The organism is Microcoleus sp. Pol12B3, from assembly GCF_036701355.1.
Taxonomy (GTDB): Bacteria; Cyanobacteriota; Cyanobacteriia; order Cyanobacteriales; family Microcoleaceae; genus Microcoleus.
Window position 1 is genome coordinate 1 of record NZ_JAUBQS010000062.1, and the last position, 24,301, is coordinate 24,301.

Below are 24,301 nucleotides of genomic sequence, written 5' to 3' on the forward strand. Positions count from 1 at the left end.
TTACAACCGTGTCTGCGGTTCTATAGCCTGCGATCTACGGTTTGAGCGCCTGACTCTTTTAAGATACAAGGGGCGGGTTTTACAAACCATCTTTACCTAACACCAATAATCTCGAAAACCCGCCCCGCCCAAGGGTAAATCCCCATCTACCTTTTTGTTAATACCAACTATAAATTATGTGTGGACGATACACTTTAACTACTTCAGGTGAAATCATCGCCGAATTCTTCAAACTGTCGGAAGTTCCCGATATCAAACCGCGATACAATATCGCCCCCACTCAATCAGTTGCCACAGTAACAGTTGAAAAAAAAATGCAGCGAGAGTTCCAATTTATGCGCTGGGGTTTGATTCCAAGTTGGGCAAAAGACATGAAAATGGGCAGCAAGATGATCAATGCGCGATCGGAAACTGTAGCCGAAAAGCCTGCTTTTCGCAGCGCCATCAAGCACAGGCGATGTTTGATAGTCGCTGACGGTTTCTACGAATGGCAACAGCAGGGAAAGAACAAACAGCCTTACTATTTTCAAAAGGCAGACGGCGAACCTTTTGCTTTTGCCGGTTTGTGGGAAAATTGGGAATCTCCAGAAAAAGAAAACATTGTATCTTGCACTATAATTACTACCGCTGCTAACGAAACAGTGCAGCCGATGCACGATCGAATGCCAGTGATACTCCCCGACAGCGATTGGGAACAGTGGCTAGATCCTGCTGTTAAAAATGCTCAGGAAGTTTTGCCGCTGTTAAAGCCCTATGCTTCCGAAGCTATGAAAGCAAAGGCGGTAAGTGCGATCGTCAACAGTCCAAGTAGAGACACTCCCGAGTGTATTAGCGATCGGGAATAAATCATTGGACCGGACAAAACCGAGATAGTTTGAGTTACGATCTAAAATGATGTTTGAGCTGTAGCTTTAGTTGGCTAAGGATCAGTTTAACTCAATTGCTATTTGCTCAAACATTTTTTTATCTTAACATCAGTTAGAAGACAAAAAATATGATCGGATACGTTACACTCGGTACGAACGATATTGAAAGTGCAGCAAAGTTTTATGATGCTTTGCTTGCTGAAATTGGCGCTCGAAGATTCATGGAATTCGACGGATTTATCGCATGGAGCGTTTCTCCCGCTCGACCAGCACTTGCTATTACAAAACCCTTTGATGGTAACACAGCAACTGTTGGCAATGGAGTAATGATAGCTCTTCAAGTTGACAGTCCAGAAAAAGTCAACTTAGTTTATAACAAAGCGATCGAACTTGGGGCTAAGGATGAAGGGGCGGCGGGGCCAAGAGGCGTGTTGCCGGGGTTTTATGCGGGATATTTTCGCGATCTTGACGGGAATAAGCTGAACGTGTTTTGTATGACTGAGCCAAACACTTAAGATTTTTATTTTTCGTGAGGCTCTCAGAAAAAAAGCTCTTTCCGATAGTTAGCTATTAGTTATCAATCCATAAATAAGAGTTGATAACTAATAACTAATGACTAAGGACTAAACTAACTGTCGTACATCCGCGCTTCAGCCGCCTCGGGATTTTCCTCGCAATACTCGTCAAAAGCCGTTTTCTCAAGCTTCATCGATCGCTGGTGAGAAGCCTCAGCCTGCATTTCCTCTACAATATCCCACGCTACCGCGCACTCTCTAGAAGTAGCGCCTTTCTCGGCACAGATAGTTCTGGCATCTGCGATCGCCTGTTCGATTTGTTCCTCAAATAAAATACTCTTCGGCTTCTCAAGAAAATCGCTTTTTGTCAATATATCTGTGACCGAAATAATGCCCACTAGCTCGTCCTTAATCACCGGCGCCCGGCGGATGCGGGTATTCGCGAACAACCTAGCCACGTATTCCACGCCCAAGTCAGGATTCACCGTAATGCAAGGTTTGGTCATAATCTCGAAGACGCGGACTTTTTTCGGGTCTACTCCGTAGGCTGCTACTTTATAGACAATATCCGTTTCTGTCACAATGCCGTAAGAATCTTGTTCGTGGCGGCGTTCCACAATCAACGCGCGCAAACACAGATCGTTCATCATCGCCACTGCTTCAGCTACAGTTGCTGAACCGCGAATGGTAACAACTTCTGTGGTCATAATATCTTGGGCTTTCATCATCATTTTTTATTGCTTCCTGCTTATAAAGTCTAGTGCGTCTCGATTGGCGGCTGTCCATGTGATTCGTCATCATTAGGACTTACCCTCAGAAACCCGATTTGTACCAAAATATTGGGTTTAGTAACGATAAATCCGGTTAGCAACCGGGTTTCTGAGAAATCGTGCGATCGCAAACTAATCATAAAACCTTTAACGGCATTCGGGATGACAAGTTGCCTGAAATAACCGCTCGCTGCCCCGGAACCTCTGAAGTCCGGGATTTAGGGCTAATAAGACGGGGCTAGCGTGCGATCCTCCAAGCAAGAGTGAAGTATTGGGGCGATCGATCTTTGAGCTTGTTGGGATCAGATTTTCCAGCCCCAGTCTCAAAGAAGCAAAAGTTAACACAAACTAAGCAAGTGCTTGCGCTCGCAGAGATCCCCGCCTCTGATAAACTTGATGGCTGGGAGTGCAAAAAGAGCACAAGGCACGCATCAGCAGTTGGGAGGATCTAGTTCGTGGACAATGTAATCGGTTTAGAGATTATCGAAGTAGTTGAGCAGGCAGCCATCGCCTCCGCTCGCTTGATGGGCAAAGGCGAGAAAGATGAAGCCGACAGAGTGGCTGTAGAAGCCATGCGGGAGCGCATGAACAAAATTCATATGCGCGGTCGCATCGTGATCGGCGAAGGCGAGCGCGATGACGCACCAATGCTTTACATCGGCGAACAAGTAGGTATTTGTACCCGCGAAGATGCCAAAGATGTCTGCAACATAGATGAATTGATCGAGATTGACATCGCTGTTGACCCCTGCGAAGGTACTAACCTGGTCGCTTACGGTCAAAACGGTTCGATGGCAGTTTTGGCAATCTCTGAAAAAGGTGGTTTGTTTGCGGCACCGGATTTCTACATGAACAAATTGGCTGCTCCTGCGGCTGCTAAGAATCATGTAGATATTCGCAAAACGCCGACTCAAAACCTCAAAATTATCTCTGATTGTCTCGGCCGCAGTATTGAAGATTTGGTGGTGGTGGTCATGGATCGCCCCCGACACAAAGATTTAATTAATGAAATTCGGCAAGCGGGTGCAAGAGTTCGGCTGATCAGCGACGGCGACGTTTCTGCAGCGATTTCTTGCGCGTTTTCTGGTTCCAACATCCACGCACTTATGGGTATTGGCGCTGCACCCGAAGGTGTGATTTCCGCAGCAGCAATGCGCTGCTTGGGCGGTCACTTCCAAGGGCAGTTAATTTACGATCCGGCAGTTGTAAAAACTGGTTTGATCGGTGAAAGCAAAGAGAGCAATATCGCTCGACTTAAAGAGATGGGCATCACAGACCCAGACAAGATTTACAATGCTGAAGAGTTGGCATCGGGAGAAACAGTTCTGTTTGCAGCTTGCGGGATTACTCCCGGAACGCTGATGGATGGAGTTCGCTTCTTTGGCGGTGGCGCTCGCACTGAAAGTTTGGTAATTTCTTCTCAGTCGAAAACTGCTCGGTTTGTGGATACAATCCATATGTTTGACCAGCCGAAATCTTTGCAATTGAATTAGTGATTAGTTAGTGGTTAACAGTTAAATGTTAACAATTAACAGTTAACGGTTAACAGTCACCGATGATTAGCAATTAGCGATAAACTAAGAACTAATAACAGGTGACTGTTAACAACTAAGAAAGAAATAGTGACAAATCACAGATATGAATATTGCAGTCGTAGGTCTCAGCCACAAAACAGCGCCGGTAGAAGTTCGCGAAAAACTAAGCATTCCAGAACAGAAAGTTGAAGCGGCGATCGCCCAATTGCGCGGCTACCCGCACATTCAAGAGGTTGCCATCCTCAGCACTTGCAACCGCTTAGAGATTTATATTGTTACCAGCGAGTCGGAGCCTGGTGTACGAGAGGTTATTCAGTTCCTTTCAGAATGCAGTAAAGTTCCTTTGCAGTCTTTGCGTCCTCACCTGTTTATTTTGCTGCACGAAGATGCGGTGATGCACTTGATGCGAGTGGCTTCTGGTCTCGACAGTTTGGTTCTCGGAGAAGGACAAATTTTGGCTCAGGTGAAACAAACTCACAAACTCGCCCAGCAGTACAAAGGTGTAGGCAGAATTTTAGAGCGCTTGTTCAAGCAAGCTCTCACAGCAGGGAAGCGAGTTCGCACGGAAACTAGCATCGGTACCGGTGCAGTTTCGATTAGTTCGGCGGCAGCAGAATTGGCTCAAATGAAGGGTCAGCATTTAGCAAGCAGCAAAATTGCGATTATCGGTGCTGGCAAAATGTCGCGGCTTTTGGTGCAGCATTTGCTCTCAAAAGGAGCTAGCCATATTTCGATCGTCAACCGCTCGGTGCGGGGCGCCCTAGAGTTAGCCGGTCAGTTTAAAGATGCTGAATTGCACCTGTATCAGCTCTCGGAAATGATGCAGATAATTGCCAGTTCTGACTTGGTTTTTACCAGTACCGCAGCTACGGAGCCACTGTTAAATAAAGCTAAATTGGAAGCTGTTTTAGACCCGAATCGCCCTTTGATGTTGGTGGATATTTCTGTGCCGCGCAACATTGAGTCGGATGCGAATGAACTCGCTAATGTGCGATCGTTTAATGTGGACGACTTGAAAGCAGTGGTAGCTCAAAATCACGAAAGCCGCCGCAAAATGGCAATGGAAGCTCAGGGTTTGCTGGAACAGGAAGTAGAGGCTTTCGATCTCTGGTGGCGCAGTCTGGAAACAGTTCCTACTATTAGCTGTTTGCGGGATAAGATAGAATTGATTCGGGAACAAGAGTTAGAAAAAGCTTTATCGCGTCTGGGTTCGGAATTTTCGGAGAAACATCAAGACGTGATTGAATCTTTAACAAGGGGGATTGTGAATAAGATTTTGCACGATCCGATGGTACAGTTGCGCGCTCAGCAGGATATTGAGGCGCGGCGGCAAGCGATGCAAACTTTGCAAACACTGTTTAATTTGGATGTGGATGTCAATCAGCAGTACAGCTAGCTGGAGTTTTTTCGATTCAATTTTCGATTCACATTCGGTTAATTAGACGTTATATGTGTAGGGATTTAGGCATTTGTCCATTGCTGTCAACTTAGCACTCAACTCTCAGTCAGACAGGGTTTCAATCGCTGATTCCAAGCTCAATTCCTATTGCATAGGATTGAAGAACTGATTAGTTAATTACTCTTCATACCTAGGAGTATTAGCTATTAGCCTAGGACTTACGTCTAAGAGTGATATTTCGGGTTAAGTTGACAGCTATGGGCAATGCACTGTCCCTACTTCTAGCTCATTGTTATGACTTTAAGAAGGCGAATTTATCAATTAATTTTATGGATTGTAGGATTGTGCCTGGTTTTTGAATTGGCATCCCGCATGGCGGCAGAAATTCTGTGGTTTCAGGAAGTTGGATATCTTCAGGTTTTTTTGTTAAAGCTGAAAACTCAAGGGTTGCTGGGGACGATCGCAATTGCTGTTTCTTCTGTCTTTTTGCTCGGAAATTTGGCTTTAGCCAGCCACCTGCAACATCCCGCAGCAGAAATGAAATCGTCGGTTGGGGGGGCGCTATTCGCTTCACTGAAGGCGAACAACACCGGGAAGAATACCGGGAAGAATTACAAATTACCTCTTGCTAAATCCCAAATTACTTTTTCCTGGCTGCTGTTGACGGTCTTCGGATTGAGTTCGATCGCAACTTTGACAGTAATTCACTGCGGGCTGTTAGCTGCAAGCAGTATCGCCTATTTCGGTATAGCTGACAATTTACCTATACCGCCCTTGCACTTGGGAATTGAGTCAATCCAGCATGGGGCGGTGCAGCTATTTTCTCACTGGTGGCAGTTGGGCTTGCTGCTTGGGACAATGTTAGCTGTAGCAATTAAGCCTGATTTTAGCCTGCGGGCGATCGCCATTTTTCTGAGTTTGGCGATCGGATTTATTGCGGTCAGTCACTGGACAAATGTTTTGCAATATTTTAACCCTACTAATTTTAACACAACCGACCCTATTTTCAATCAAAATATTGGCTTTTATGTATTTATTTTGCCAATCTTAGATTTGCTAGGATTCGGGCTGATAGTTGTATTTTTGTACAGTTTAGTATCTTGTGCTTTAACATATTTACTGTCAGGAAATAGCCTGATTCAAGGGATCTTTTTGGGGTTTTCTCGATCGCAGCAGCGGCACTTGTACGGGTTGGGTGCAGCTTTAATGCTAGCTGTCGCATTCCGCTACTGGCTGGGGCGCTACGCATTGCTCTATGCGCGGGGAGACGTTAGTTACGGGGCGAATTATGCTGACGTGACTGTGCGGCTGCCCTGTTATGAATTTTTGAGTATTTTAGCGGGGGCGATCGCACTTTTGATGCTGTGCCAGGTTTACCCCTTCAAAATAAAAAATGAACTAATAAAAAAAATTATTTTAGCGTGGATAACTTTAAGTTTCTTGGGAACTTTCCTGCTGCCAACAATTGTGCAGCAACTCCTAGTTAAACCTAACGAACTAGCACGAGAAAAGCCCTACATCCAGCGCAGCATTGCCTTCAGTCAAGAAGCGTTTGACCTCAAAAAAATCGAAATAAAAACATTTGACCCCGCAGGCCAACTCACTTATGCCGACTTAGAAAAAAATAAACTTACTATTAGCAACATCCGGTTGTGGGACAAGCTGCCGCTGCTGCAAACCAATAGACAGTTACAGCAAATCAGACCCTATTATACCTTCCCTGATGCCGATATCGAGCGCTACACAATCAAAAATGAAAAAGCAAAAAAGGGAGATTCTGAAAGCCAACAAGTGTTTTTGGCAGCGCGGGAATTAGATTACACAGCAGTTGCCCCCGAAGCTCAAACTTGGGTGAACAAACACCTGGTTTACACTCACGGTTACGGCTTTACTCTTTCTCCGGTAAATACAGTCGGTGTCGGCGGTTTACCAGATTATTTTGTCAAAGATATTGGAGTTGCAGCCCACAAAGGAAAGACTGCTTTGGAAGTAACTAGCGATCAAATTCGGGCCAGTATTCCGATCGGCTACCCGCGAATTTACTACGGCGAAATCACCGATACAGACGCGATGGCGCCTACAAAAGTCGAAGAATTTGACTATCCCAGCGGCGAAGACAATGTTTACAATACTTACAGCGGTAGGGGCGGAATTGCGATCGGTTCTATGTGGCGACGCTGGCTGTTTGCTAATTATCTTAAAAATTGGCAAATGGCACTGACGCGCAATTTTACGCCAGAAACTAAATTGCTGTACCGTCGCAATATTAATAAAAGAGTCCGGGCGATCGCTCCTTTTTTGCGCTACGATTCCGACCCGTATTTAGTAGTAGCAAACGCCAATCTTAGCAATGATGATATAGAAAAAGAAAGAGATGAAAAGGGCAACGAGATTAAACCTTCACCCTCAGCTACTGATAAATCCCCCAACTATCTTTACTGGATTATCGATGCCTATACAGCGAGCGATCGCTATCCGTATTCCGATCCGGGCAATCATGAGTTTAACTACATCCGTAACTCCGTCAAAGTAGTGATTGATGCCTACAACGGGTCTGTTGACTTCTACGTTGCCTATCCCTCCGATCCGATTATTAACAGTTGGATTGCTATCTTTCCCGGACTCTTCAAACCCCTTGACAAAATGCCTCCCGCTCTCCGAAAACATATCCGATATCCAGTAGATTTGTTCAGCATTCAATCAGAACGCTTGCTAACTTATCATATGGAAGACCCGCAAGTATTTTACAATCGAGAGGATTTGTGGCGAGTTCCCAATGAAATTTATGGCAGCGAACAGCAGCCCGTAGCACCGTATTATTTGATTACAAAACTGCCAACGGAAACAGCAGAAGAATTTATTTTGCTCCTCCCATTTACACCAGTAAGTCGCAATAATTTAATTGCTTGGATTGCAGGGCGATCGGATGGTAGCGAGTACGGAAAATTGCTGTTGTATTTATTTCCCAAACAGCGATTGGTTTACGGTCCGGAACAAATAGAAGCTTTAATTAACCAAGATCCCATTATTTCCGAACAAATATCTCTCTGGAATCGCCAGGGTTCCAAAGCACTTCAAGGAAACTTATTAGTAATTCCCATAGAACAATCTTTATTGTATGTGGAACCTCTTTATTTAGAAGCGGAACGCAATAGTTTGCCAACTTTAATTAGAGTTATTGCTGCCTACGAAAACCGCATCGTCATGGCAGAAAATCTTGAGTTGGCCCTCAAGGCACTTTTTCAGCAAAAATCTACTAATAAACCAGTCATTATTCGACCTCTAGAAGGAACAGCACCCGCGTTAAATAAATGATATAAATTCGGGTTGCACTCATCATGATTGTTGACTATTGACTGTTGACTCTGGGCTGAAAAACTGAATGGTTGAGTGTTAAGTATTGACTCGATTTTATTATTCCGATGCCAGCGGAAACGAGATAAATTACTGCGATTTCTGTTCGCTAGCAGCCTTAATATCCTGCCACCACACATCGACATAGGGCCACATCAATCTCTCGTCTCCTCCAGAATCTAGTTTCACTGTCACCTCATAACGGTTAATATGCGTGAGTTCGCCTGTTTTGCCATTCAAATACAATTGTTTGGGATTGTCGGTGATAATTTCTACCCTTTGGTTCAACAGTGGCAGCATCTGGGTAGAAGAACCCTGAAACGGATTTTTGCCTTTTATCGCACAGCCACCAATCAAAAACAAGTACATTGAAGCTAGAAAAAATACTGTACATAAACCCACAGTTGCCAGTGTTTTTTGTTGTGAAAAACTGGTATAAACGCTCGTATATCCTACCATCATTGTTCCAAAAAACAACAAATTTGGCAGGTACAGCCCATCTTCCAGAAACACGCTACCAAAAAACATGAGGGCTATCTGAAAACAAAATAATGCAGCCACCCAACTCCAGCCAGTTAGCAACGATGCAGATAGTAGCCAATTCATGGCTAGAGTAAGGGCGATCGCCATTGCTATTGCCCCAGGTGGTGCTGCATAATCGTACTGTCTGAAGGGAAGAAGTACAAAAAATACTAAAGCATAAGCAAAACCCGCCAAAGCCAGTGCTAATCCACTAATGATTGCGTTCCATTTCAGCATGGCGATGGATTTTTGGAGCGGCAAAGTGAAGCGTTCATCTTCTGTTGTATAAGCCGTTGAAAATTCCCAGCGGACTAAGACTAGAAATTCTAACCCTAGGGGACGCCACAAGAACCTTACCGCTATATTTAAGGGAGGGAAGCGATTTGTCAACCAAGCGTGCTATCCCAGTTTCCCAAGGTGCAAGATTAACGATGACCGCAAGCACAACTTAGCCGGATCAGAAGGTGATATTTTCAGAAAAGCAGATTATTTAGGGTCGATCGACTTAACAAATTGTTGCACAGGCTGCGGTAGAGCCGGCACAAAAGTCTTTCTAAAACCCCTAACATCGAACACTCGCCACAAAATACCTACCGCTACCGTTAAGAAAAATAACGCTCCCAAAAAATTGAACACAGTAGACAGAAAACCGCTGTTCCTTTTTTTCGGAGGTGTAATATGTTTTATGCGATATACAGCCGGCTCGTAATCTCTCGACTCCTCGCGATTGCGCCGCGGCGTTTTGGGTCGCGAACTCGCACTGCGCTTCTCAGTCAAATCCGTTTTATGAGTTTTAGTAAAACTGCTGACCGACTTCAATTCAGAAGCGCCACGGGTTCCCGTTAACTTGCTAACAGAAGCCCCCGTTTGACCAACAGCAGCATCCTGAATTCTGCTGTTAGGGCGCTGAGTCGATTTGCGTTCGGCGAGGGTACGCATCAAACTTTGCAATTGCTGAGTCGCTGCAGGCGGGCGTTCTCCTTTCCTCGCCCAATTTAACAGCATCGCCCCGGTAATCCCGCAGAGATTCGTAGCGCCTACAGAAGCCAGCCGCTTCAGCAGAGGCTGGCTGTTGGACACAAAAATCACCAATGCCTCCGGGTGTTCGGTCGCCAAACCGTAAACGCACTGAGCCGTCGCCACTACCAGCATTGCTGGCTTGCTTTGATTTTTGATCGAAGGTTCGAGAGCTCGGTGTGTTTCCTGAGCGTCAGTTGCAATCCAGCCACTGTCGGCAAAAAATCGCATAAACTCTCTAGCTACTTGCTCTTGCTCTTTTTCCACCGCTTGCCCGGTCAGACGATCTATTTCGTCGTACACTACTTCCGGGATATAGCAAGTTCCCACCTTGGCATATTCTTGCCACACTTGGGTTCTGCCAGTCATTAAAACATCTGCATCAAAAGTTACCAATACAGGAGGAAGTTGATTAGCCATGACTTTATCCTATAGGCTCAGATAAGTTATTTAAACTTAATCGATCAAGTTTAAACAAATTTTGGGTTATAAAAAAATCAACTTTTGGTAGTAGATAAATTGCCCTGGGCGGCGGTCTTAATTGGAAATTAGTAGTTAGGAACCCGATCGCCCTTCAGTTCCCCAGTTCGATCGGTCAATTCCTAGATTCCACTAATTTACCGCAACCCAAGAGCCTATTACCAAAGATGCCAGACTACTGTTAGTTCCCGATGCCCAGACGGCCCGCCAAAGCCGGAGTCAACGGCAACAGGGCAGCAATCATCAAGAACAAAGCTAGCAAACCCAAAGCCGCGCGAGCGTCGTCAGGCTCAGTCAGCTCGTTGAGGCTTGGCCGTTCCAGATTCCGCTGTAAAATCAGAATCACGATCGCCCAGTACAGGGCCAAAGGATTCACTAAAGAAGCTATCGCCAGCACCACAAACGTCGCCAAAGTAGCGCGGCTTGCTATTTTCCGACCGTAGATGGCTTGCACAATTCTACCCCCGTCCAACTGTCCCGCCGGCATTAAATTAATTGCCGTTATTACCAAGCCCAACCAACCGATAACTACCAGCGGGTGAACGTCAACTATCTGCTGCTGCAACCCCGAACCCAAAACCACTTTTGCCAAAGTTCCCACCAAAACAGATCCCTTAAAAAATTCTGCGGGAATTTGAAACAGACTGCCGGGGTGAGACAGCAGCAAACCCGTTACCAGCATTAGCAGAGAAACTATTCCCCCAGCCGCTGACCCGGCAAAAGCGATGTCAAACAAAACTTTACGGTTGGGCAGCAGCGACTCAAAACGGTCGATCGCTCCAAAACAACCTATCTGCAAAGTTGGTATAAAAAACGGCCAACTCAAGCGAACTTTGTACTGGTTGGCCAGCACTCGGCGAGCAATTTCGCCAGAGCCTAAAACCGCCCAAATTCCGGCTGCAATTGGCAGAACTTCTAGATATCTAGCCGGCGAGTTAAAGAAATCGAAACCTAGCAGCAAACCGCCTGTCTCTAAGCTAGTAGCAATTGTTGCCAGCAGCAGCACGACGGCTAGGATTTTTTGAGACACGGTTGTGGGCTGCGGGTCGTTGGTGCTGGGCAAGATAATAACTATCGGCTTATCGTCCTGATTTTCTACTAAAAATAGGCGGTAGCGATCGTTTAATCTTTCTTCCAAACTTGCCGTCAAACGTGAGTGTACTTGTTCTGGGTCTCCCCGGAGATTGCCTTTCAAGATTACCCCATCTTGATAGGGAATCGTTTCTGTGGCAAAGAAAGTATCAATTCCAAATATGCCTTTAATTGCCTTGAGGTCTTCCACTGGAACGGGAATTATTTCTGATTCATTATTCGCAGGCGAGGAAGTGACGATTTTAATGGTTTCTTGGCCTGGTGGTCGCTGCGACTCAGGAGCGGAGAAAGCATCGCTTTGGGACTTTACCTCAGCAGTATCCGGGCGCGGGAGAACTGTATCGGATGCAGCCTTACGCAATTGCCGGCCCAGATAAATGTACAATCCCGTGGAGACCACGAGCAGCAACAATACCGCAACTAGATTGAGGTAAATTCCGGCGGCGAACAAACCAAAGAACAGCAGCCAGGGACTCATCAGCGCAACAGACTGCAACCAAGCCAAAATTCCCAGTTTGCCAAAAGGTCTGGCGCGATAAAATCCCCAACCCAGAATTCCCAGAGCAACCAATACGAGCGCAATTGTTGCCGTATTTTCCGATGCAACTATAGGCATTCCGGTTGCTTGCGCCAATAAGGGCTTTAATCTGTCGATCGCGCTGCGGTCGAGTAATAGCATTAAATTTTGGGGAATATGAAAGAGAGTTGTTGGGAACATATCCAAACCTATCGGAAACTAGCCTGATTACTAAGGATAACCTCTGAGGGCTACTCGGCCCACAACCTGCTGCTGGTGCTGTTTGAACATCACAGGATATAGACTATTGACACAATAGACTTTTTATGATATCACATCGGCTGTGTCAAGAATGTACTCAGAAGGGTATCAGTGTCGAGCGCCCTGAAGCAGGAAGATTCGCCCAGTTTGGCAGGCGGGGCTTTTGCTTCGGATTTGTTTCCGATTCAGGCATCGGAAACAAATCCGAAGCACATAAGATCTCAGCCGCTCTTTCCTTGGCGGTATAAAAGTGCTGAAACCCTTGATATCATTAATTTTGTGTAACGGGTACGGCAGGACTTGAACCTGCGGCTCGCTGCTTAGAAGGCAGCTACTCTATCCAACTGAGTTACGCACCCAACTCAAAAATTCCTAACAACATTATTGTATAGGTGCAGTGTGCGATCGAGCAAGTAAATTATGTGATGACTTACGCAGAAACCGCTTTGATCTACAAAAATCTGGCGTGCAGCGGGATGGTTCGGGAAAAAAACCAAGGTTATGAGAGTTTCTGTGCCTCCAAGACTGTATCTGACAAAAATTGGAGGGACTCACCTGCAAACAGCACAATTGTAAATTTACAATCAAAACTAGGTAGGACGAGAACTCGGGTAAAGTATGTAGAGGTCGAGGTAAAACACAAATATTTGGTCGATCGCATCTCTCCCCAAATTAAGACCCAGCTCAGACTGGACAAGAGTCACAGGTGCTTTTTTCCAGATTTCGGTTATGTTAACATCCCCTAGTGACAAAGCCTAAAACGCTGACCGCCTTAGCGAAAAACCAGAGATCGTCCCCTAATCTTAGGTATGAGTTGAGACAGAATGACTAATTGGCTGATGTTTAGTTATGTTTGCTAACATTCTGCTCGACTTGATATTTAATAAAAATGTGGTAGAACTAGATTGAAAGACTCAGGTGAAAATCCCTGATGGTACGGAGCCTCTATATAAGCTTCCTCTACGGCATCAAAGCAAAACAGTCAATCGACCGCTCGGCACGAGCGCGAAAATCAAGCGTTGCCAGTACAGCAGTTGTAAATTGTGGGCGGGGGATTTTCCTTCGTGCATTGATTGATACGCAAGGTTGAGAGACAATCTCAGCTTAGATACTTGTTAGCATTGGTTAGCAAAAAAGTATCGGAACGCTTGAGGAGAGAACCATCTCTGGGTGATCGGGAGCAATCCTGCTAATTTAAGTGGACTCGCTGAATCAAGAATCCCCTCGCCTTTAGGCATGGGGAGTGTCAAAAGCACAGCACCTCGGCCATGACAGGAGTCAAATCGCAGTGTCATGTTTATTCTGAAACGGCAGGATGTTGAAATAACCAATTTTCAACACCCAAAACGGGATCAACAAATTCCCATTCTCAATTATCAGGGGCAGACTTTTCGCCTAATCAGCGCCTTCAACGGCAAGCAAGCAGAAGACGCCAGAGCCTTGTGGCGGGACTTAACCGACAACCGAGGCAAAGCCTGTGTTCTGCTAGAAGAGCCGGATCGATATAGCGTCTGGGGAAAAGTCCGTTTAGATCAGCTTGCCGGTGAAGAACCGGCAGGTAATGAAGCAGCCAAAGCACCGCTGTTCGCGCAGGGTTGTCTGCTGCTTCTCCAAGCTGTTTACTTCGATGTAGAAGACCTCTTAGGCGCAAGGCAAGCCACATCGTTTCAGAAAGATATCGCCAAGGTATTTCAGCAGGGAAACTTCCCCCAGGCAGACTCCCCTGATGCGATCAAAAATTGGCTAACCGTTAGTCCCTTGCAAAATCACAAGGTGCCTGCTTGGCAAGAGCAACATCTCAAAACTTTATTGCAAGAACTCCACCGTTTGGGGAAATCATATTTTGGCAATACGGACTTCGCTGAGGGAGTCAGCGATGTGCTGCAAGATATGCCAGCCCCGGATCGGACTCAGTTTCTAGATTGGCTGAAACAATCAGCCCTGAACAAATTGTGGATCGTAGGATAGAAAATCTTTGACAATTGCTCAGACAATTGGACTGAGATAATTTAGCTTAGATAATTGCACTGTAGGGGGTAGGGGATATACAGGTTGGGTTGCCAACTTGTATTGACCAACCAAATTGTTGATTCGGTTTGGATGCCACCTATGGTCTGGCAATTTAACTAAGTTTCGATCGCAGTCCCCACCCCGAATTATTGATATGAGTGGGGGAGTGTGAAAGCCAAAAAACCGATACCTCAACCTTTAAGGTTAGAATTTCAGAGATAGATTGGGTACTGTAAAAACCTTAAGGGTGGAGACATATACCGTATTTCTATCATTATATTTCCGGGTACAAGATCGACTAACGACTAATTTATTGAATTAGTAAATAGATATTATTCTTGCTTAGTCTTTCTAGAGTGTACGAGGCTCCAAGTCCCGACTACACACTGAGGACGCCAGTTATTCCGGAAGCGTCAGAGCAAGGTTTTTTAAGGTTTTTTGGCGAAAGAATCCTCATCTACAATCAAAGATTGAGATGGGGTGCGTTCAACCGCTAGTTAGGTCTCGTGGAATCCCTATGAGTAGCACTTCAGAAAAGTCATCTACATCTTCATCTTTACTGTCAGCTCAGACCCTAGTGATTGCGGGCATTGTCTGGGCTGTAATGGCGCTGCTGTTCTTTTTGCTGTTCAGCGTCCCCCTCTCAGCAGAAGAGGGTTTACCTCTTTGGTACTCGATCGGCACTTATATTTTTGAATGCGGAGCATATTTCGGGGCGGCTTTAGTCTGTTTTAGAAACTGGCAAAGCCCCCACATGGTCAGTGGGCGCAACGTCTGGCTGGGCATAGGTCTGGGGATGCTGTTCTATTTCATAGCCGGCGTCCTGTTCGGGATTTGGGAACTCTATTTCGGGTTAGACCCGGACGTGTCTCCCGCAGATGCGTTTTATCTGGGCAGCTATGTAGTCCTGATCGGGGGCATGGTTGTAGCTGTGACTTCCAAGCGACTGAATCTAGAAATTTGGCAGTGGGGTTTGTTAGCGGGAATTGCAGCCTTTGGGATTGCGGTAGCTATCTGGGTTGCTGCACCTGACTCTTGGAGGGCCCAGCTAGGAATGGCTCCGGCAGCCACTCAAGAAGAAGTAGTGACATCTGCACCAGCAACCGCTGCCACAGAAAGAGCGCCGGGTTTGGAAAATTCGTCCAAGATACAGGCAAAAGGAGCAACAGCGACCGATCCTGCATCCGCACTCCAGGAAGAAGAAGCAGCAGCAGAAATCAAAGCTCCGGCATGGGTGATGGCACTTGACAAGCAACTGGCGCCTCACAAAAACGCAATAAATTTGTTTTACATCGTTGGGGACGTTTTTCTGCTAATTATTGCTACGGCACTGCTGCTGGCATTTTGGGGAGGACGTTTTTCCCAATCTTGGAGAATGATTGCGGCTGCAACTTTTTCGCTTTACATCGCAGATATGTACTTTAAATGGCGCGATACTCAGGCTGAGGGTAGTTATCAAAGCGGCAGTTTGCTGGAAGTCTTTTTTGTTTTCAGCGCCATCCTGTTCGGAATTGGAGCTATCTTGGAACATGACATCTCAACCCGTTCTCGCCAGAGCAGGCGCACTCGTCGCGCAGCGTAGGGATTGGAGATTGGGGTTGCTTTGGCAAGCGATGGGGATGCGAAAGCTTTTTTGCCCTTGTCGGCATCTCTGAGCTTGAAATCGAAAACGAAGAATCACAGTTCGCTGACCGCTAGCCTGCGTCTTTTCACGTCTTTTTGCTGGGAAACTTGGCATGACGCCTACAAAACTCTCCGATTCAGACAAACGCGAACTCATCAGGCTGTACCGACAGTCCAACGAGAATACTATCACTCTGGCAAAGCGCTACGGAGTGAGCAGTTCGACTGTGAGGCGCATCCTTCAGGGTGCTTTGTCGGAGCCGGAATACGAATTTCTAGTCCAGCAAAAACAAAAGCGTTTGTCCGATCGCAGCAGTGTTTCTGAACCCACAGAGGCGACTACTGAGTCGTCAGCAGATGCCGCAATCAATCCTGTAGCTGTTCCCCTGTCGGAGTCAGCCCCTGTCCTGCAGTCAGCCTCAAATTCGAGACCGACAATCCGAAAGCGTTCTGGATCAGTCCCTGAACCAGTTGCAGAACTCGAAATTCGAGGGAATAGAGAGTCGGATTTGGATGTTTCTGATTTGCCAGATGCCAAAGCAGCCAATATTGCAGATCAAAGCCACCGCGCTGTTGTGACTGGTGAACTAAAGGCAATGCTGCCAGCAGAAGGGCTGCTGGCAGGTGAAGACTTTAGGGATTTCGAGGACGACGAGGATGAGGATGATGAAGACGATTTAGATGACGACTTCGACGAAGATGTAGAGGATGAAGACTCTCTGTTTGAAGGCAGTCTCCTGGGTTCACTATCGTCGGGCGAGTTGATCGAGCTTCGGGGAACAGGACTAATTCAAGTTTTGCCTTTAAGTGAAGCATCTATGCCCAAAATTTGTTATTTGGTGGTCGATCGGGCAGCCGAGTTAATCACCAGACCTCTAAAAGCTTTTGGCGAACTTGGTCAAATTCCGGCGGCGGAAATTCGCGAGAAAACCCTGGCAGTTTTTGACAATCACCGAGTGGCGCGCCGATTTGCTACTCGCAATCAAAGGGTTTTCAAGATTCCTGACAGCAGTATGCTGCAAAAAGCAGCGCCTTATTTGCGAGCTAAGGGAATTACTCGGCTGCTGATTGACGGTCAGGTATATTCCCTCTAAGGGATCAAATCTATTTAATATTGTACGGTGTCCGATTCTTCTGGATTTGCCTGAAATTTAGGACGTGAGTTTTGGGAATCTGAAATGTTCCACAGCGGTTGCAGTAGCGCACCTCCGATCAGTCCTGCACTCAGGCTCATTGCTAATACTATTCCTACCGGCAGTTGTATCGATTGAAAAAAGATAAAGTTTAAGGATACTGGGGCGGCGTTCTGCACTGAGATAATGCCGATCGCGCTTACTAAAATTGCTAGTAAAAAACTAATGGCGAGCAGAGGAATTGTTTTCATAAATCGGTTGACAGGCTAATAATTTAACTTGTATACTTTTTTTATAATTAAAATTATGTAGAAAATTTTTATTTTTGCACACACCCCATTATATAATAATCTACAATAAGATTAGGGGAAAAGTCAAGTAGAAACAGAAAAAATAGAGAACTTTTCTTAATTAATTAAAACTTAAACAAACATAAATAAATTTACAATCCCCAAACTCAAACAAATCCAAGTGTATTGCAAATATAGTAAGGATTCAGGTCAAGGGGGTATTGACAAGTGTGACATTTGAGGTGGAGTATCACAATTATGGAAAAAGACCTGCTTCTGAAACTAGAGCGTGAAACCCTTCTCCAGTTGGCTCGCGAACAACTGGTGAACATCATTGTCGAGCTGGCGAGCGCTACAAAGAAACTAAACTCCAGAATTTTAGAACTAGAACAAGAAGTAGAGAAACTCAAGGTCAGTAGAGATTTAGATAGTAAAACATCATCGAAACCCCCATCGGGGGATCTCCTCAAAAAATCTCAAAAGAAACAAAAGGAAAATAATCAAGAGGGTGAAACGACGAAACGGAAGCCTGGAGGACAACCAGGACATCCAGGTAAAACTCGTAAAGGATTTGGAAGGGTAGATAGGTGTGAAATTTTACGTCCACAGTTTTGTGAGTGTTGTGGGATGAGTGGTTTTTCACTTGAACCGATAAAAGTTGAAATACAACAAGTTGCACAGTTAGTAGAACGCCCAATAGAAATAGTTGAATATCATCGTCATACTTGTGTTTGCCAGCAGTGTGGAAAGGAAAAAACAGCAGACTGGTCACCAGATATAGTCCCTGGACAAGATATCGGGATAAGACTTCAAGCCTTTTTAGGGTGGATAAATAATTACGGGCATTTGCCTTATGAAAAGCAGCAAGAACTTTTGTGGGAACTGGGTCAAATAGAAATCGGGGTAGGAACCCTAGTAACCACAAATGAAAGAATAGATAGTGCAGTTAATAAAAGTGTTAACTCTCTCAAAGAGTGGATACAACAGACGCAGCCAAATATCCATTCCGATGAAACACCTTGGGCGATCAAAGGCGTAAAAGAATGGTTGTGGATTTTTGCCAACACCGACTTTGCCTTGTTTCACGCCGCAGACACTCGTTCTCGCGCTGAATTAGAATCTATCCTGGGATGCAAGTACGACGGTGTACTTAGTTCTGATGATTATTCTGTCTATAACGGCTATGATGTCAAAGCCCAACAGAAATGCTTGGCCCATTTACGCCGTCACTTCAAGAAGCTGATTAAACTTCCAGGCTTAAATAACCAAGAAATTGGGGAAAAGTTTGTCAACCTGATAGATGAAGCATTTAAAAACTACGCTTTATTCCAACAAACACAAAACATTCTTGAATTCTTTAGTTGGGCATCTGACTTTCAAGCCAAAGTTAATTCGTACATTAGTGAATGGATTAGTAAAGCCAGAGGGGAAGCAGGTAAGCTTTTACGCTCGTTACAAAACAAAGCACACCAATGGTGGTATTTTCTAGCCCACCCAGAGATACCTCCTGATAATAATCTTGCAGAACGAACGCTACGTGAGAGCGGTCACAAAAAGAAAAGTCAGTGGCGGTTCCCGTTCAATGGAACGGTTCCAACATACTGCCAATTTATTGACTGTTATCCAAACCTGTCGTCGCCAAGGACGTTCCGTTATTCAATTTTTTGAGCAAGCCATAAAAGCCATAGTCAACCCTGATTTGCACGCTCCATCTTTGATACCTCAATTTTCGACCTGAATCCTTACCAAATATATAACTGGCCCAGCAGTATCGACGATTAATGTTCAGAGGCTTTGCCAGAGTTATAAAAAATACGTAAGGTGCGCTTGGCGCACCTCACAATCCCAAGTGCTAGGGGAAAAACCCCCGTTGGAATAGGTAGAAATTTAAACAGGTTCTAACTGGGAAATTACCTTTTCCATGTGTTGGGCAACTTGGCTTTCTTTTTCCACAGAATTGGTTTCCATGTAAACGCGCATCAAGGGTTCGGTTCCCGAAGGCCGCAGCAGTACCCAGCCACCGTCTTCAAGATAAAGTTTAATTCCGTCTTTGCGGCCGATTTCCTTAACGCCGATACCTGCTACTTCTGTGGGGGGATTCTTGGTAAAAGATTCCAAAACGGCTGCTTTGTGGGCTTCTTCTAGGTGCAAGTCCAAACGTTTGTTGTACAGGGGGCCGTCGGCTTCTTTAATGGCTTCTTCGACTAGCTGAGAAAGCGGTTTGCCTTCATAGGCGATCGCCTCAGCAACTAGCATATCAGCCAAAATCCCGTCTTTTTCGGGAATGTGACCCAAAACGCTCAAACCGCCAGATTCTTCGCCACCGATGAGCACCGCAGTTTCGCGCATTTTTTCGCCGATGTATTTAAAACCGACTGCGGTTTCGTAGATTGTTAAACCGTACTTGGCGGCCAAATTGTCCAGCAAGTGGGTAGTTGCGACTGTACGGACGATCGCCCCAGTCAATCCTTTATTCTTAACCAAGTGACGCGCCAGCAGCAACAGTACAGTATTTGGAGTCAAGACATTTCCCAACTCGTCAACAATACCAAAGCGATCGCTATCGCCATCGGTAGCTAAACCCAAATCCGCCGAATCCTTCTTAACAGCTTCCACCAACTCAACTAACTGTTCCCCCTTGGGTTCGGGCATTCCGCCCCCAAACAGCACGTCGCGGTAGGTATGAAAACTTTCGACATCGCAGCCGCAGTGTTCCAAAACGCCGTCGAGATAGCCGCGAGAAGTCGAGTAGAGAGCGTCGTACTTCACCTTCAACTTAGCAGAGCGAATCCGCTCCACATCGATCAAAGTATAAAGAAACTTCAGATATTCAGGTTTGGGGTCAAAACTGGAGATTTTATCGTTGTGGCTGCCTTTGGCTGGGGCATCAGAAGCACTAGCAATATTTGCCACAATTGTATCAGTAATTTCCGGGGTTGCCGGGCCCGCGTAGTCGGGGATATATTTGATGCCGCAGTAAGGTGCGGGATTGTGCGAAGCAGTGAACATCAGGGCTCCTGCCGAGTTGAGATGCTTGGCGCTGTAGGCGATGACTGGTGTGGGGCAATCTCGATCGACCACTTTCACAGTCCATCCCAAATCTGCCAATACTTCCGCCGAAGTGCGGGCGAATTCGTCTGCCAGAAAGCGGGTATCGTAGGAGACTAGAACTGGACGGTCTTTGGTGTAAGCGGTTTCTAGGTAACTGGCGATCGCCCGGGTGACTTTTCGCACGTTGGCAAAAGTAAAGTCATGGGCAATCAGTCCCCGCCACCCATCGGTTCCGAACTTAATTTCTGTTGAATTGCTGCTAGCGCTCATTTTATCCACTTCCTCTCGTCCTACTAATCCTACCCGAACGCATAGCCTTAAAGACATACTGGCCGTGCTGTTTGTGAGGATCGATCGCCCGTGGGGCCCGCATCAACCTAATCCTATCGTTGTAGGGGCAGGCTTGGGCCTCCGGCCTCCGGGATCGAACCAGTCAGAGTGGGCAAAAAGTGGGAGAGATCGGGCGAGTCACTCGCTAATTCTAATTTTGAAGGGTTGTTTGCCGATCGAATGGACCACGATCAATTGCGGGCGATTCCCTACGGGATAGCTTCGCTTCACGGGGAAGCTAAAAAACCGATCGCAAAAAACGGCCCTGGCAATGGCCTTAACGAAATGCACATAAATCTCATCCTCATCTCAAATTTAATTTTTTATTTAGAAAAGCCGATCGTTAAATTTGTTAGGATTTCCTAACAATCGCCAGACTCAAAATACATTTTTAATTCAGCTATACAAATAAATTAACTAAAGTCACCCCTAGATCGTGCTGTAGCCTAGCTTCTTGAAGAAACGAAGGCGCTCAACCAAAGCGATCCAAAATAAAGATCAGGTATTTCAAGCAGCAGTTTTTTTTAAGCAGACTTAACTTTAATTTTCAGCTTTTAAGACAAATTAAATTTATTTCCAGCCTTCTTTGATACGTCAAAAAAATACATTAGGGTCGCGATCACAGGGTAATAGTGATCGATCGCACAATAAATAATGTTATTAACGTGCAGCTTATAAAAGATGCAGGCAGTCGAGCCAAATGGCTTATAGCTTTAAGCGTAATGGCTGATGACTGTCAGCGTACAAATGCAGAAAATTGTAGTTAACAACATTAAAATTTAGGGGAATCCATCGGGTGCGACTTAATAAAAAAACGAGGTTTATCATGACGGGTATTTCACAAATATCTTCAAAATCTTTACCAGCAGCCGACCAACTTCAACAGGGCGCAACTCAGGCGTCTCAAGGTATTACCGGATCGGAAGCTGACAAACTCCCAAAAGCTAAAGGTGTCAGCGTTTCTTCCTTCGCAGTTAGCTGGGCAAAAAAATATTACAGTACAGTTGCGACACGAGAGAACCAAGCGTCACGCCAAATTCTCTCAAGCCTCGATTTAACTAATTTTGAGGGAAATAGAGCCCAAATAGTTGACAAATTGACAGGTACCCTGAAATTAGCCAGCGAGATAGCTTGGAGTAGAGTAGAAGCTCTTTTAGAGAAACAAATAGAGGGACACGCTATCGATCCAAGTTTAATTAATTCTTTAGAAATTGCCGCCGATTCTCGCACCTTATATAAGAAAGCAATAGACGCTTATGCGGATAGAGAACCTGTTTTCCGGTTGTCAGTGCTGGTGGGAAAGGATATTATTAAAGTGAGGCGAAAATACTCAAAGACAGATCCGTTAGTGCTGGGATTTGTGACAATGGAGTTTCAATACACTAGCAAAATCTTGTTAGGATGTCTTTCAGAGTCAGAGCGAACGGAATTTGCGCCCTACTTAAAAGTTGTAGACGACTACCTGCACATTCCCTACGGAGAGATTAACGAGGCTGCGGCGAATCACCCCCCGAATTCAAGAGCTCTATTAGCCGTTCAGCATTTATTGCAACAAACGACTCAGATTGCTAGTGCAGTGTACGATCGAGCTAGTTCCCAGCATCAAGGATACCGCAGTAGCAGCGGGTATTTGAGCGATCGCGAGGTAAAAATTTCTGGTATCCGGGATGTCGAGATTTTTCAAAGCTATTTGTGCTGGTGCGTTTTGGAAGGTAACATTCACCCGGTACAGCAAGAATTGTTTCCAATTTGCGTGATGTTGTACCCCAAACTTCATGTAAGTTGGGAGTTAGTGCAGGATATGCTGCTGATTTTATTTTGGGAAATATGCGAGCGGCTTCCGGCTGAAGATTTAACTGTATTTGTACCTTACTTGCGTACTCTGACTGAAATGTTTTCCAGCGATGTTTTTGAAAATTAGATAATTGGGAATTGGGAATTGGGAATTGGGAAGTGCCTCAAATTTACCAATTGCCTATTTAAAACTAAAAGCTGCGACTGCCAAACATCCCCAACCGGCAATAAAAGCAACTCCCCCCAGTGGCGTAATTGCACCCAGCCATTTGATATCGCTCAAACTCAGGGCGTACAAACTGCCTGAAAAGATGATTGTACCCGCAATAAAAGCCCATCCAGCGACTGCAAAAAATGTTTGAGACTCTTGAGCGCGGCTCAGGAGTAAAGCGACGAGTAATAAAGCCAGGGCATGGTACATTTGATATCGGGCGCCGGTCTCAAAAATGGTTAAAGCTCGATCGCTCAATTGATTTTTCAAAGCGTGAGAGGCGAAAGCACCGCCTGCAACGGATAAACCTCCGAATAATGCTGCCGTTGCTATAAAAATGCGAATTAAAATTAGCGTTGACATAATATTTATTGAATTGGGAAGAAGGAAGTTCGGCAACGAGCACTGTACAAGATGCAACGGATGTAACGGATGTCAGGAAGAATGAAGAATGAAGAATGAAGAATGAAGAAGAAAAAAGAAAAAAGCAGGAGGGAAAAACATCTAATTGTTGATATCTAATGTGCGCTGTGCGTACCTTACTTGTAATTGCGAGCCTCCGCGAAGCAATCGCATAGTAGAGATGTTCACTGGCCTAACTCTGGGAAGAGAAGGTGCGCGGGGCGCACCCTAGGCTGATGATAAATTAGCTTTTTTGCAGATATTTTTAACCTATTTCCGCACAGCTTCCAGCAAGCGAGAATAGTAAAAGCTAGTGCTAGTCATCGCTGTTCTGTTAATAACAAAACCATTGCTTTCTAGGATTTTGATAATATCAGCTTCGCGGTGCTGGTAAGCGCGGGTAGTTTTGCTGGGGCCTGGGAAAAGTTCACCAATTTTTTTGAGGGCGGTGAGTGCTAAAGTTTTCGGTGCAAAACTAAGAATTAGTCGCGATTCGGCGATCGAACTTAGGTGAGCGATCATTTCTGCAGCCTTATTTTGAGGATAGTGGATTAGGACATCCAAACAAATCACTGTGTGGAATTTGCCCGTTAAAGCTTCCAAATCTTGGGCGGCGAAGGAGATGTTGTAGAGCTTGCCGGGAACTGCTGTCGATCGATCGTAAGCTTCTGCTACCATCTTTTCCGAGATATCGCTAGCGCAAACAATTGCCCCAGCGTCAGCCAGAGGAATGCTCAGAGATCCAACACCGCAGCCAGCATCGCAGACACAAAGCCCGGACAAATTGCCATCAGCTTGCAGCCATTCGATGACTGTATCCACCGTTTTCTGGTGCCCGGTGCGGATGTCTAGCTGAACTTTATTGACTTGGCCCTCGCCGTAAATTCGCTGCCAGCGATCGAAGCCCGTCGAGTTAAAATACTGTCTAACTATAGTCTTGTCGTCTACCAAATTCATCGATCTGCCTGCTGCTGAGTTATTGCCAACGGTTAGATATTATATAGCAATCCGGTTCCGAAAATGTGCAACTTGCAAGTACAGATTTTAGATTTTCCATGAAAACGGCACATCTAAAATCTGAAATCTATCGAGTAATACCAGTTCGCGGATTCCTTCTTTTTCAATTCTT

At 45.5% G+C, this 24,301-nt stretch carries 18 protein-coding genes, 1 tRNA gene and 1 pseudogene; 11 read left to right on the forward strand and 9 right to left on the reverse strand.

Annotated elements, in window-relative coordinates; translation table 11 throughout:
* The first annotated feature begins 176 nt into the window (after positions 1-176).
* The gene (locus tag QUA53_RS23650) at positions 177-845 is read left to right on the forward strand and encodes an SOS response-associated peptidase (RefSeq protein ID WP_333100117.1); all 669 of its coding nucleotides are present in this window, start codon (positions 177-179) and stop codon (positions 843-845) included.
* Positions 846-994: 149 nt separating this feature from the next.
* Positions 995-1,381 carry a VOC family protein gene (locus QUA53_RS23655; RefSeq protein WP_333100118.1) on the forward strand — a complete coding sequence of 129 codons (387 nt, stop codon included), beginning with the start codon at positions 995-997 and terminating at the stop codon, positions 1,379-1,381.
* Positions 1,382-1,494: 113 nt separating this feature from the next.
* Here QUA53_RS23655 and QUA53_RS23660 read toward each other — a convergent pair whose 3' ends face one another.
* Positions 1,495-2,112, reverse strand: coding sequence for a CP12 domain-containing protein (locus QUA53_RS23660; RefSeq protein ID WP_333100119.1), 618 nt, complete (start codon positions 2,110-2,112; stop codon positions 1,495-1,497).
* A gap of 494 nt (positions 2,113-2,606) precedes the next feature.
* Between QUA53_RS23660 and glpX the strand changes: the two genes are divergently transcribed.
* The 3 genes from glpX to QUA53_RS23675 all read left to right on the forward strand — a co-directional run bounded on the left by glpX (position 2,607) and on the right by QUA53_RS23675 (position 8,400).
* Complete coding sequence (gene glpX / locus QUA53_RS23665; RefSeq protein WP_333065996.1) at positions 2,607-3,644, forward strand: class II fructose-bisphosphatase; 1,038 nt, start codon at positions 2,607-2,609, stop codon at positions 3,642-3,644.
* Between the two features lie 145 nt (positions 3,645-3,789).
* Positions 3,790-5,082, forward strand: coding sequence for a glutamyl-tRNA reductase (locus tag QUA53_RS23670; protein WP_333100120.1), 1,293 nt, complete (start codon positions 3,790-3,792; stop codon positions 5,080-5,082).
* A 297-nt stretch (positions 5,083-5,379) separates the two neighbouring features.
* The gene (locus tag QUA53_RS23675) at positions 5,380-8,400 is read left to right on the forward strand and encodes a UPF0182 family protein (RefSeq protein WP_333100121.1); all 3,021 of its coding nucleotides are present in this window, start codon (positions 5,380-5,382) and stop codon (positions 8,398-8,400) included.
* Positions 8,401-8,529: 129 nt separating this feature from the next.
* Here QUA53_RS23675 and QUA53_RS23680 read toward each other — a convergent pair whose 3' ends face one another.
* The 4 genes from QUA53_RS23680 to QUA53_RS23695 form a co-directional block, all read right to left on the reverse strand.
* A complete protein-coding gene (locus tag QUA53_RS23680; RefSeq protein WP_333100122.1) occupies positions 8,530-9,309 on the reverse strand; it encodes a hypothetical protein in 780 nt (259 codons plus the stop codon).
* A gap of 138 nt (positions 9,310-9,447) precedes the next feature.
* Positions 9,448-10,398, reverse strand: a complete 951-nt coding sequence (locus tag QUA53_RS23685; protein WP_333100123.1) for a hypothetical protein — start codon at positions 10,396-10,398, stop codon at positions 9,448-9,450.
* 241 nt (positions 10,399-10,639) lie between these two features.
* Positions 10,640-12,268, reverse strand: coding sequence for a site-2 protease family protein (locus QUA53_RS23690; RefSeq protein ID WP_333100124.1), 1,629 nt, complete (start codon positions 12,266-12,268; stop codon positions 10,640-10,642).
* A 345-nt stretch (positions 12,269-12,613) separates the two neighbouring features.
* Positions 12,614-12,687, reverse strand: a tRNA-Arg gene (locus QUA53_RS23695).
* A gap of 934 nt (positions 12,688-13,621) precedes the next feature.
* Here QUA53_RS23695 and QUA53_RS23700 point away from each other — a divergent pair.
* From QUA53_RS23700 to QUA53_RS23710, 3 genes are all read left to right on the forward strand, one after another.
* Positions 13,622-14,296 carry an Npun_F0813 family protein gene (locus QUA53_RS23700; RefSeq protein WP_333100125.1) on the forward strand — a complete coding sequence of 225 codons (675 nt, stop codon included), beginning with the start codon at positions 13,622-13,624 and terminating at the stop codon, positions 14,294-14,296.
* Between the two features lie 559 nt (positions 14,297-14,855).
* The gene (locus QUA53_RS23705; RefSeq protein WP_333066011.1) at positions 14,856-15,920 is read left to right on the forward strand and encodes a hypothetical protein; all 1,065 of its coding nucleotides are present in this window, start codon (positions 14,856-14,858) and stop codon (positions 15,918-15,920) included.
* A 154-nt stretch (positions 15,921-16,074) separates the two neighbouring features.
* The gene (locus QUA53_RS23710) at positions 16,075-17,055 is read left to right on the forward strand and encodes a hypothetical protein (protein WP_333100127.1); all 981 of its coding nucleotides are present in this window, start codon (positions 16,075-16,077) and stop codon (positions 17,053-17,055) included.
* A gap of 14 nt (positions 17,056-17,069) precedes the next feature.
* Here the strand turns inward: QUA53_RS23710 and QUA53_RS23715 are convergent, their stop codons facing one another.
* Positions 17,070-17,345: a LapA family protein gene (locus QUA53_RS23715; RefSeq protein WP_333100128.1), complete on the reverse strand. Its 276-nt coding sequence runs from the start codon at positions 17,343-17,345 to the stop codon at positions 17,070-17,072.
* A 297-nt stretch (positions 17,346-17,642) separates the two neighbouring features.
* Here QUA53_RS23715 and tnpC point away from each other — a divergent pair.
* A pseudogene (gene tnpC, locus QUA53_RS23720) lies at positions 17,643-19,122 on the forward strand (IS66 family transposase).
* A 149-nt stretch (positions 19,123-19,271) separates the two neighbouring features.
* Here the strand turns inward: tnpC and QUA53_RS23725 are convergent.
* Entirely contained in the window at positions 19,272-20,762 is a 1,491-nt protein-coding gene (locus tag QUA53_RS23725; protein WP_445304983.1) for a phosphoglucomutase/phosphomannomutase family protein, read from the reverse strand.
* A gap of 183 nt (positions 20,763-20,945) precedes the next feature.
* Here QUA53_RS23725 and QUA53_RS23730 point away from each other — a divergent pair, with 183 nt between their 5' ends.
* Both QUA53_RS23730 and QUA53_RS23735 read left to right on the forward strand, forming a co-directional pair.
* On the forward strand, positions 20,946-21,131 hold the full coding sequence (locus QUA53_RS23730) for a hypothetical protein (RefSeq protein ID WP_333100129.1): 186 nt from the start codon (positions 20,946-20,948) through the stop codon (positions 21,129-21,131).
* Positions 21,132-21,591: 460 nt separating this feature from the next.
* Positions 21,592-22,686 (forward strand): hypothetical protein, encoded by a 1,095-nt coding sequence (locus tag QUA53_RS23735; protein ID WP_333100130.1) that lies wholly within the window; start codon positions 21,592-21,594, stop codon positions 22,684-22,686.
* A 54-nt stretch (positions 22,687-22,740) separates the two neighbouring features.
* Here the strand turns inward: QUA53_RS23735 and QUA53_RS23740 are convergent, their stop codons facing one another.
* Together QUA53_RS23740 and bchM are read right to left on the reverse strand one after the other, a co-directional pair.
* A complete protein-coding gene (locus QUA53_RS23740; RefSeq protein ID WP_333100131.1) occupies positions 22,741-23,133 on the reverse strand; it encodes a DUF423 domain-containing protein in 393 nt (130 codons plus the stop codon).
* A gap of 309 nt (positions 23,134-23,442) precedes the next feature.
* The gene (bchM, locus tag QUA53_RS23745) at positions 23,443-24,129 is read right to left on the reverse strand and encodes a magnesium protoporphyrin IX methyltransferase (RefSeq protein ID WP_333100132.1); all 687 of its coding nucleotides are present in this window, start codon (positions 24,127-24,129) and stop codon (positions 23,443-23,445) included.
* Positions 24,130-24,301 lie beyond the last annotated feature (172 nt).

Excerpts from the sequence above, each read along its gene's own strand:
- QUA53_RS23655 (WP_333100118.1), top strand. The coding sequence starts at position 995 with ATGATCGGATACGTTACACTCGGTACGAACGATATTGAAAGTGCAGCA.
- QUA53_RS23675 (WP_333100121.1), top strand. The coding sequence starts at position 5,380 with ATGACTTTAAGAAGGCGAATTTATCAATTAATTTTATGGATTGTAGGA.
- bchM (WP_333100132.1), bottom strand. The coding sequence starts at position 24,129 with ATGAATTTGGTAGACGACAAGACTATAGTTAGACAGTATTTTAACTCG.
- QUA53_RS23735 (WP_333100130.1), top strand. The coding sequence starts at position 21,592 with ATGACGGGTATTTCACAAATATCTTCAAAATCTTTACCAGCAGCCGAC.
- QUA53_RS23670 (WP_333100120.1), top strand. The coding sequence starts at position 3,790 with ATGAATATTGCAGTCGTAGGTCTCAGCCACAAAACAGCGCCGGTAGAA.
- QUA53_RS23690 (WP_333100124.1), bottom strand. The coding sequence starts at position 12,268 with ATGTTCCCAACAACTCTCTTTCATATTCCCCAAAATTTAATGCTATTA.
- QUA53_RS23705 (WP_333066011.1), top strand. The coding sequence starts at position 14,856 with ATGAGTAGCACTTCAGAAAAGTCATCTACATCTTCATCTTTACTGTCA.
- QUA53_RS23650 (WP_333100117.1), top strand. The coding sequence starts at position 177 with ATGTGTGGACGATACACTTTAACTACTTCAGGTGAAATCATCGCCGAA.
- QUA53_RS23700 (WP_333100125.1), top strand. The coding sequence starts at position 13,622 with ATGTTTATTCTGAAACGGCAGGATGTTGAAATAACCAATTTTCAACAC.
- QUA53_RS23715 (WP_333100128.1), bottom strand. The coding sequence starts at position 17,345 with ATGAAAACAATTCCTCTGCTCGCCATTAGTTTTTTACTAGCAATTTTA.
- QUA53_RS23710 (WP_333100127.1), top strand. The coding sequence starts at position 16,075 with ATGACGCCTACAAAACTCTCCGATTCAGACAAACGCGAACTCATCAGG.
- QUA53_RS23685 (WP_333100123.1), bottom strand. The coding sequence starts at position 10,398 with ATGGCTAATCAACTTCCTCCTGTATTGGTAACTTTTGATGCAGATGTT.
- QUA53_RS23740 (WP_333100131.1), bottom strand. The coding sequence starts at position 23,133 with ATGTCAACGCTAATTTTAATTCGCATTTTTATAGCAACGGCAGCATTA.
- QUA53_RS23660 (WP_333100119.1), bottom strand. The coding sequence starts at position 2,112 with ATGATGATGAAAGCCCAAGATATTATGACCACAGAAGTTGTTACCATT.
- QUA53_RS23725 (WP_445304983.1), bottom strand. The coding sequence starts at position 20,762 with ATGTCTTTAAGGCTATGCGTTCGGGTAGGATTAGTAGGACGAGAGGAA.
- QUA53_RS23730 (WP_333100129.1), top strand. The coding sequence starts at position 20,946 with ATGGACCACGATCAATTGCGGGCGATTCCCTACGGGATAGCTTCGCTT.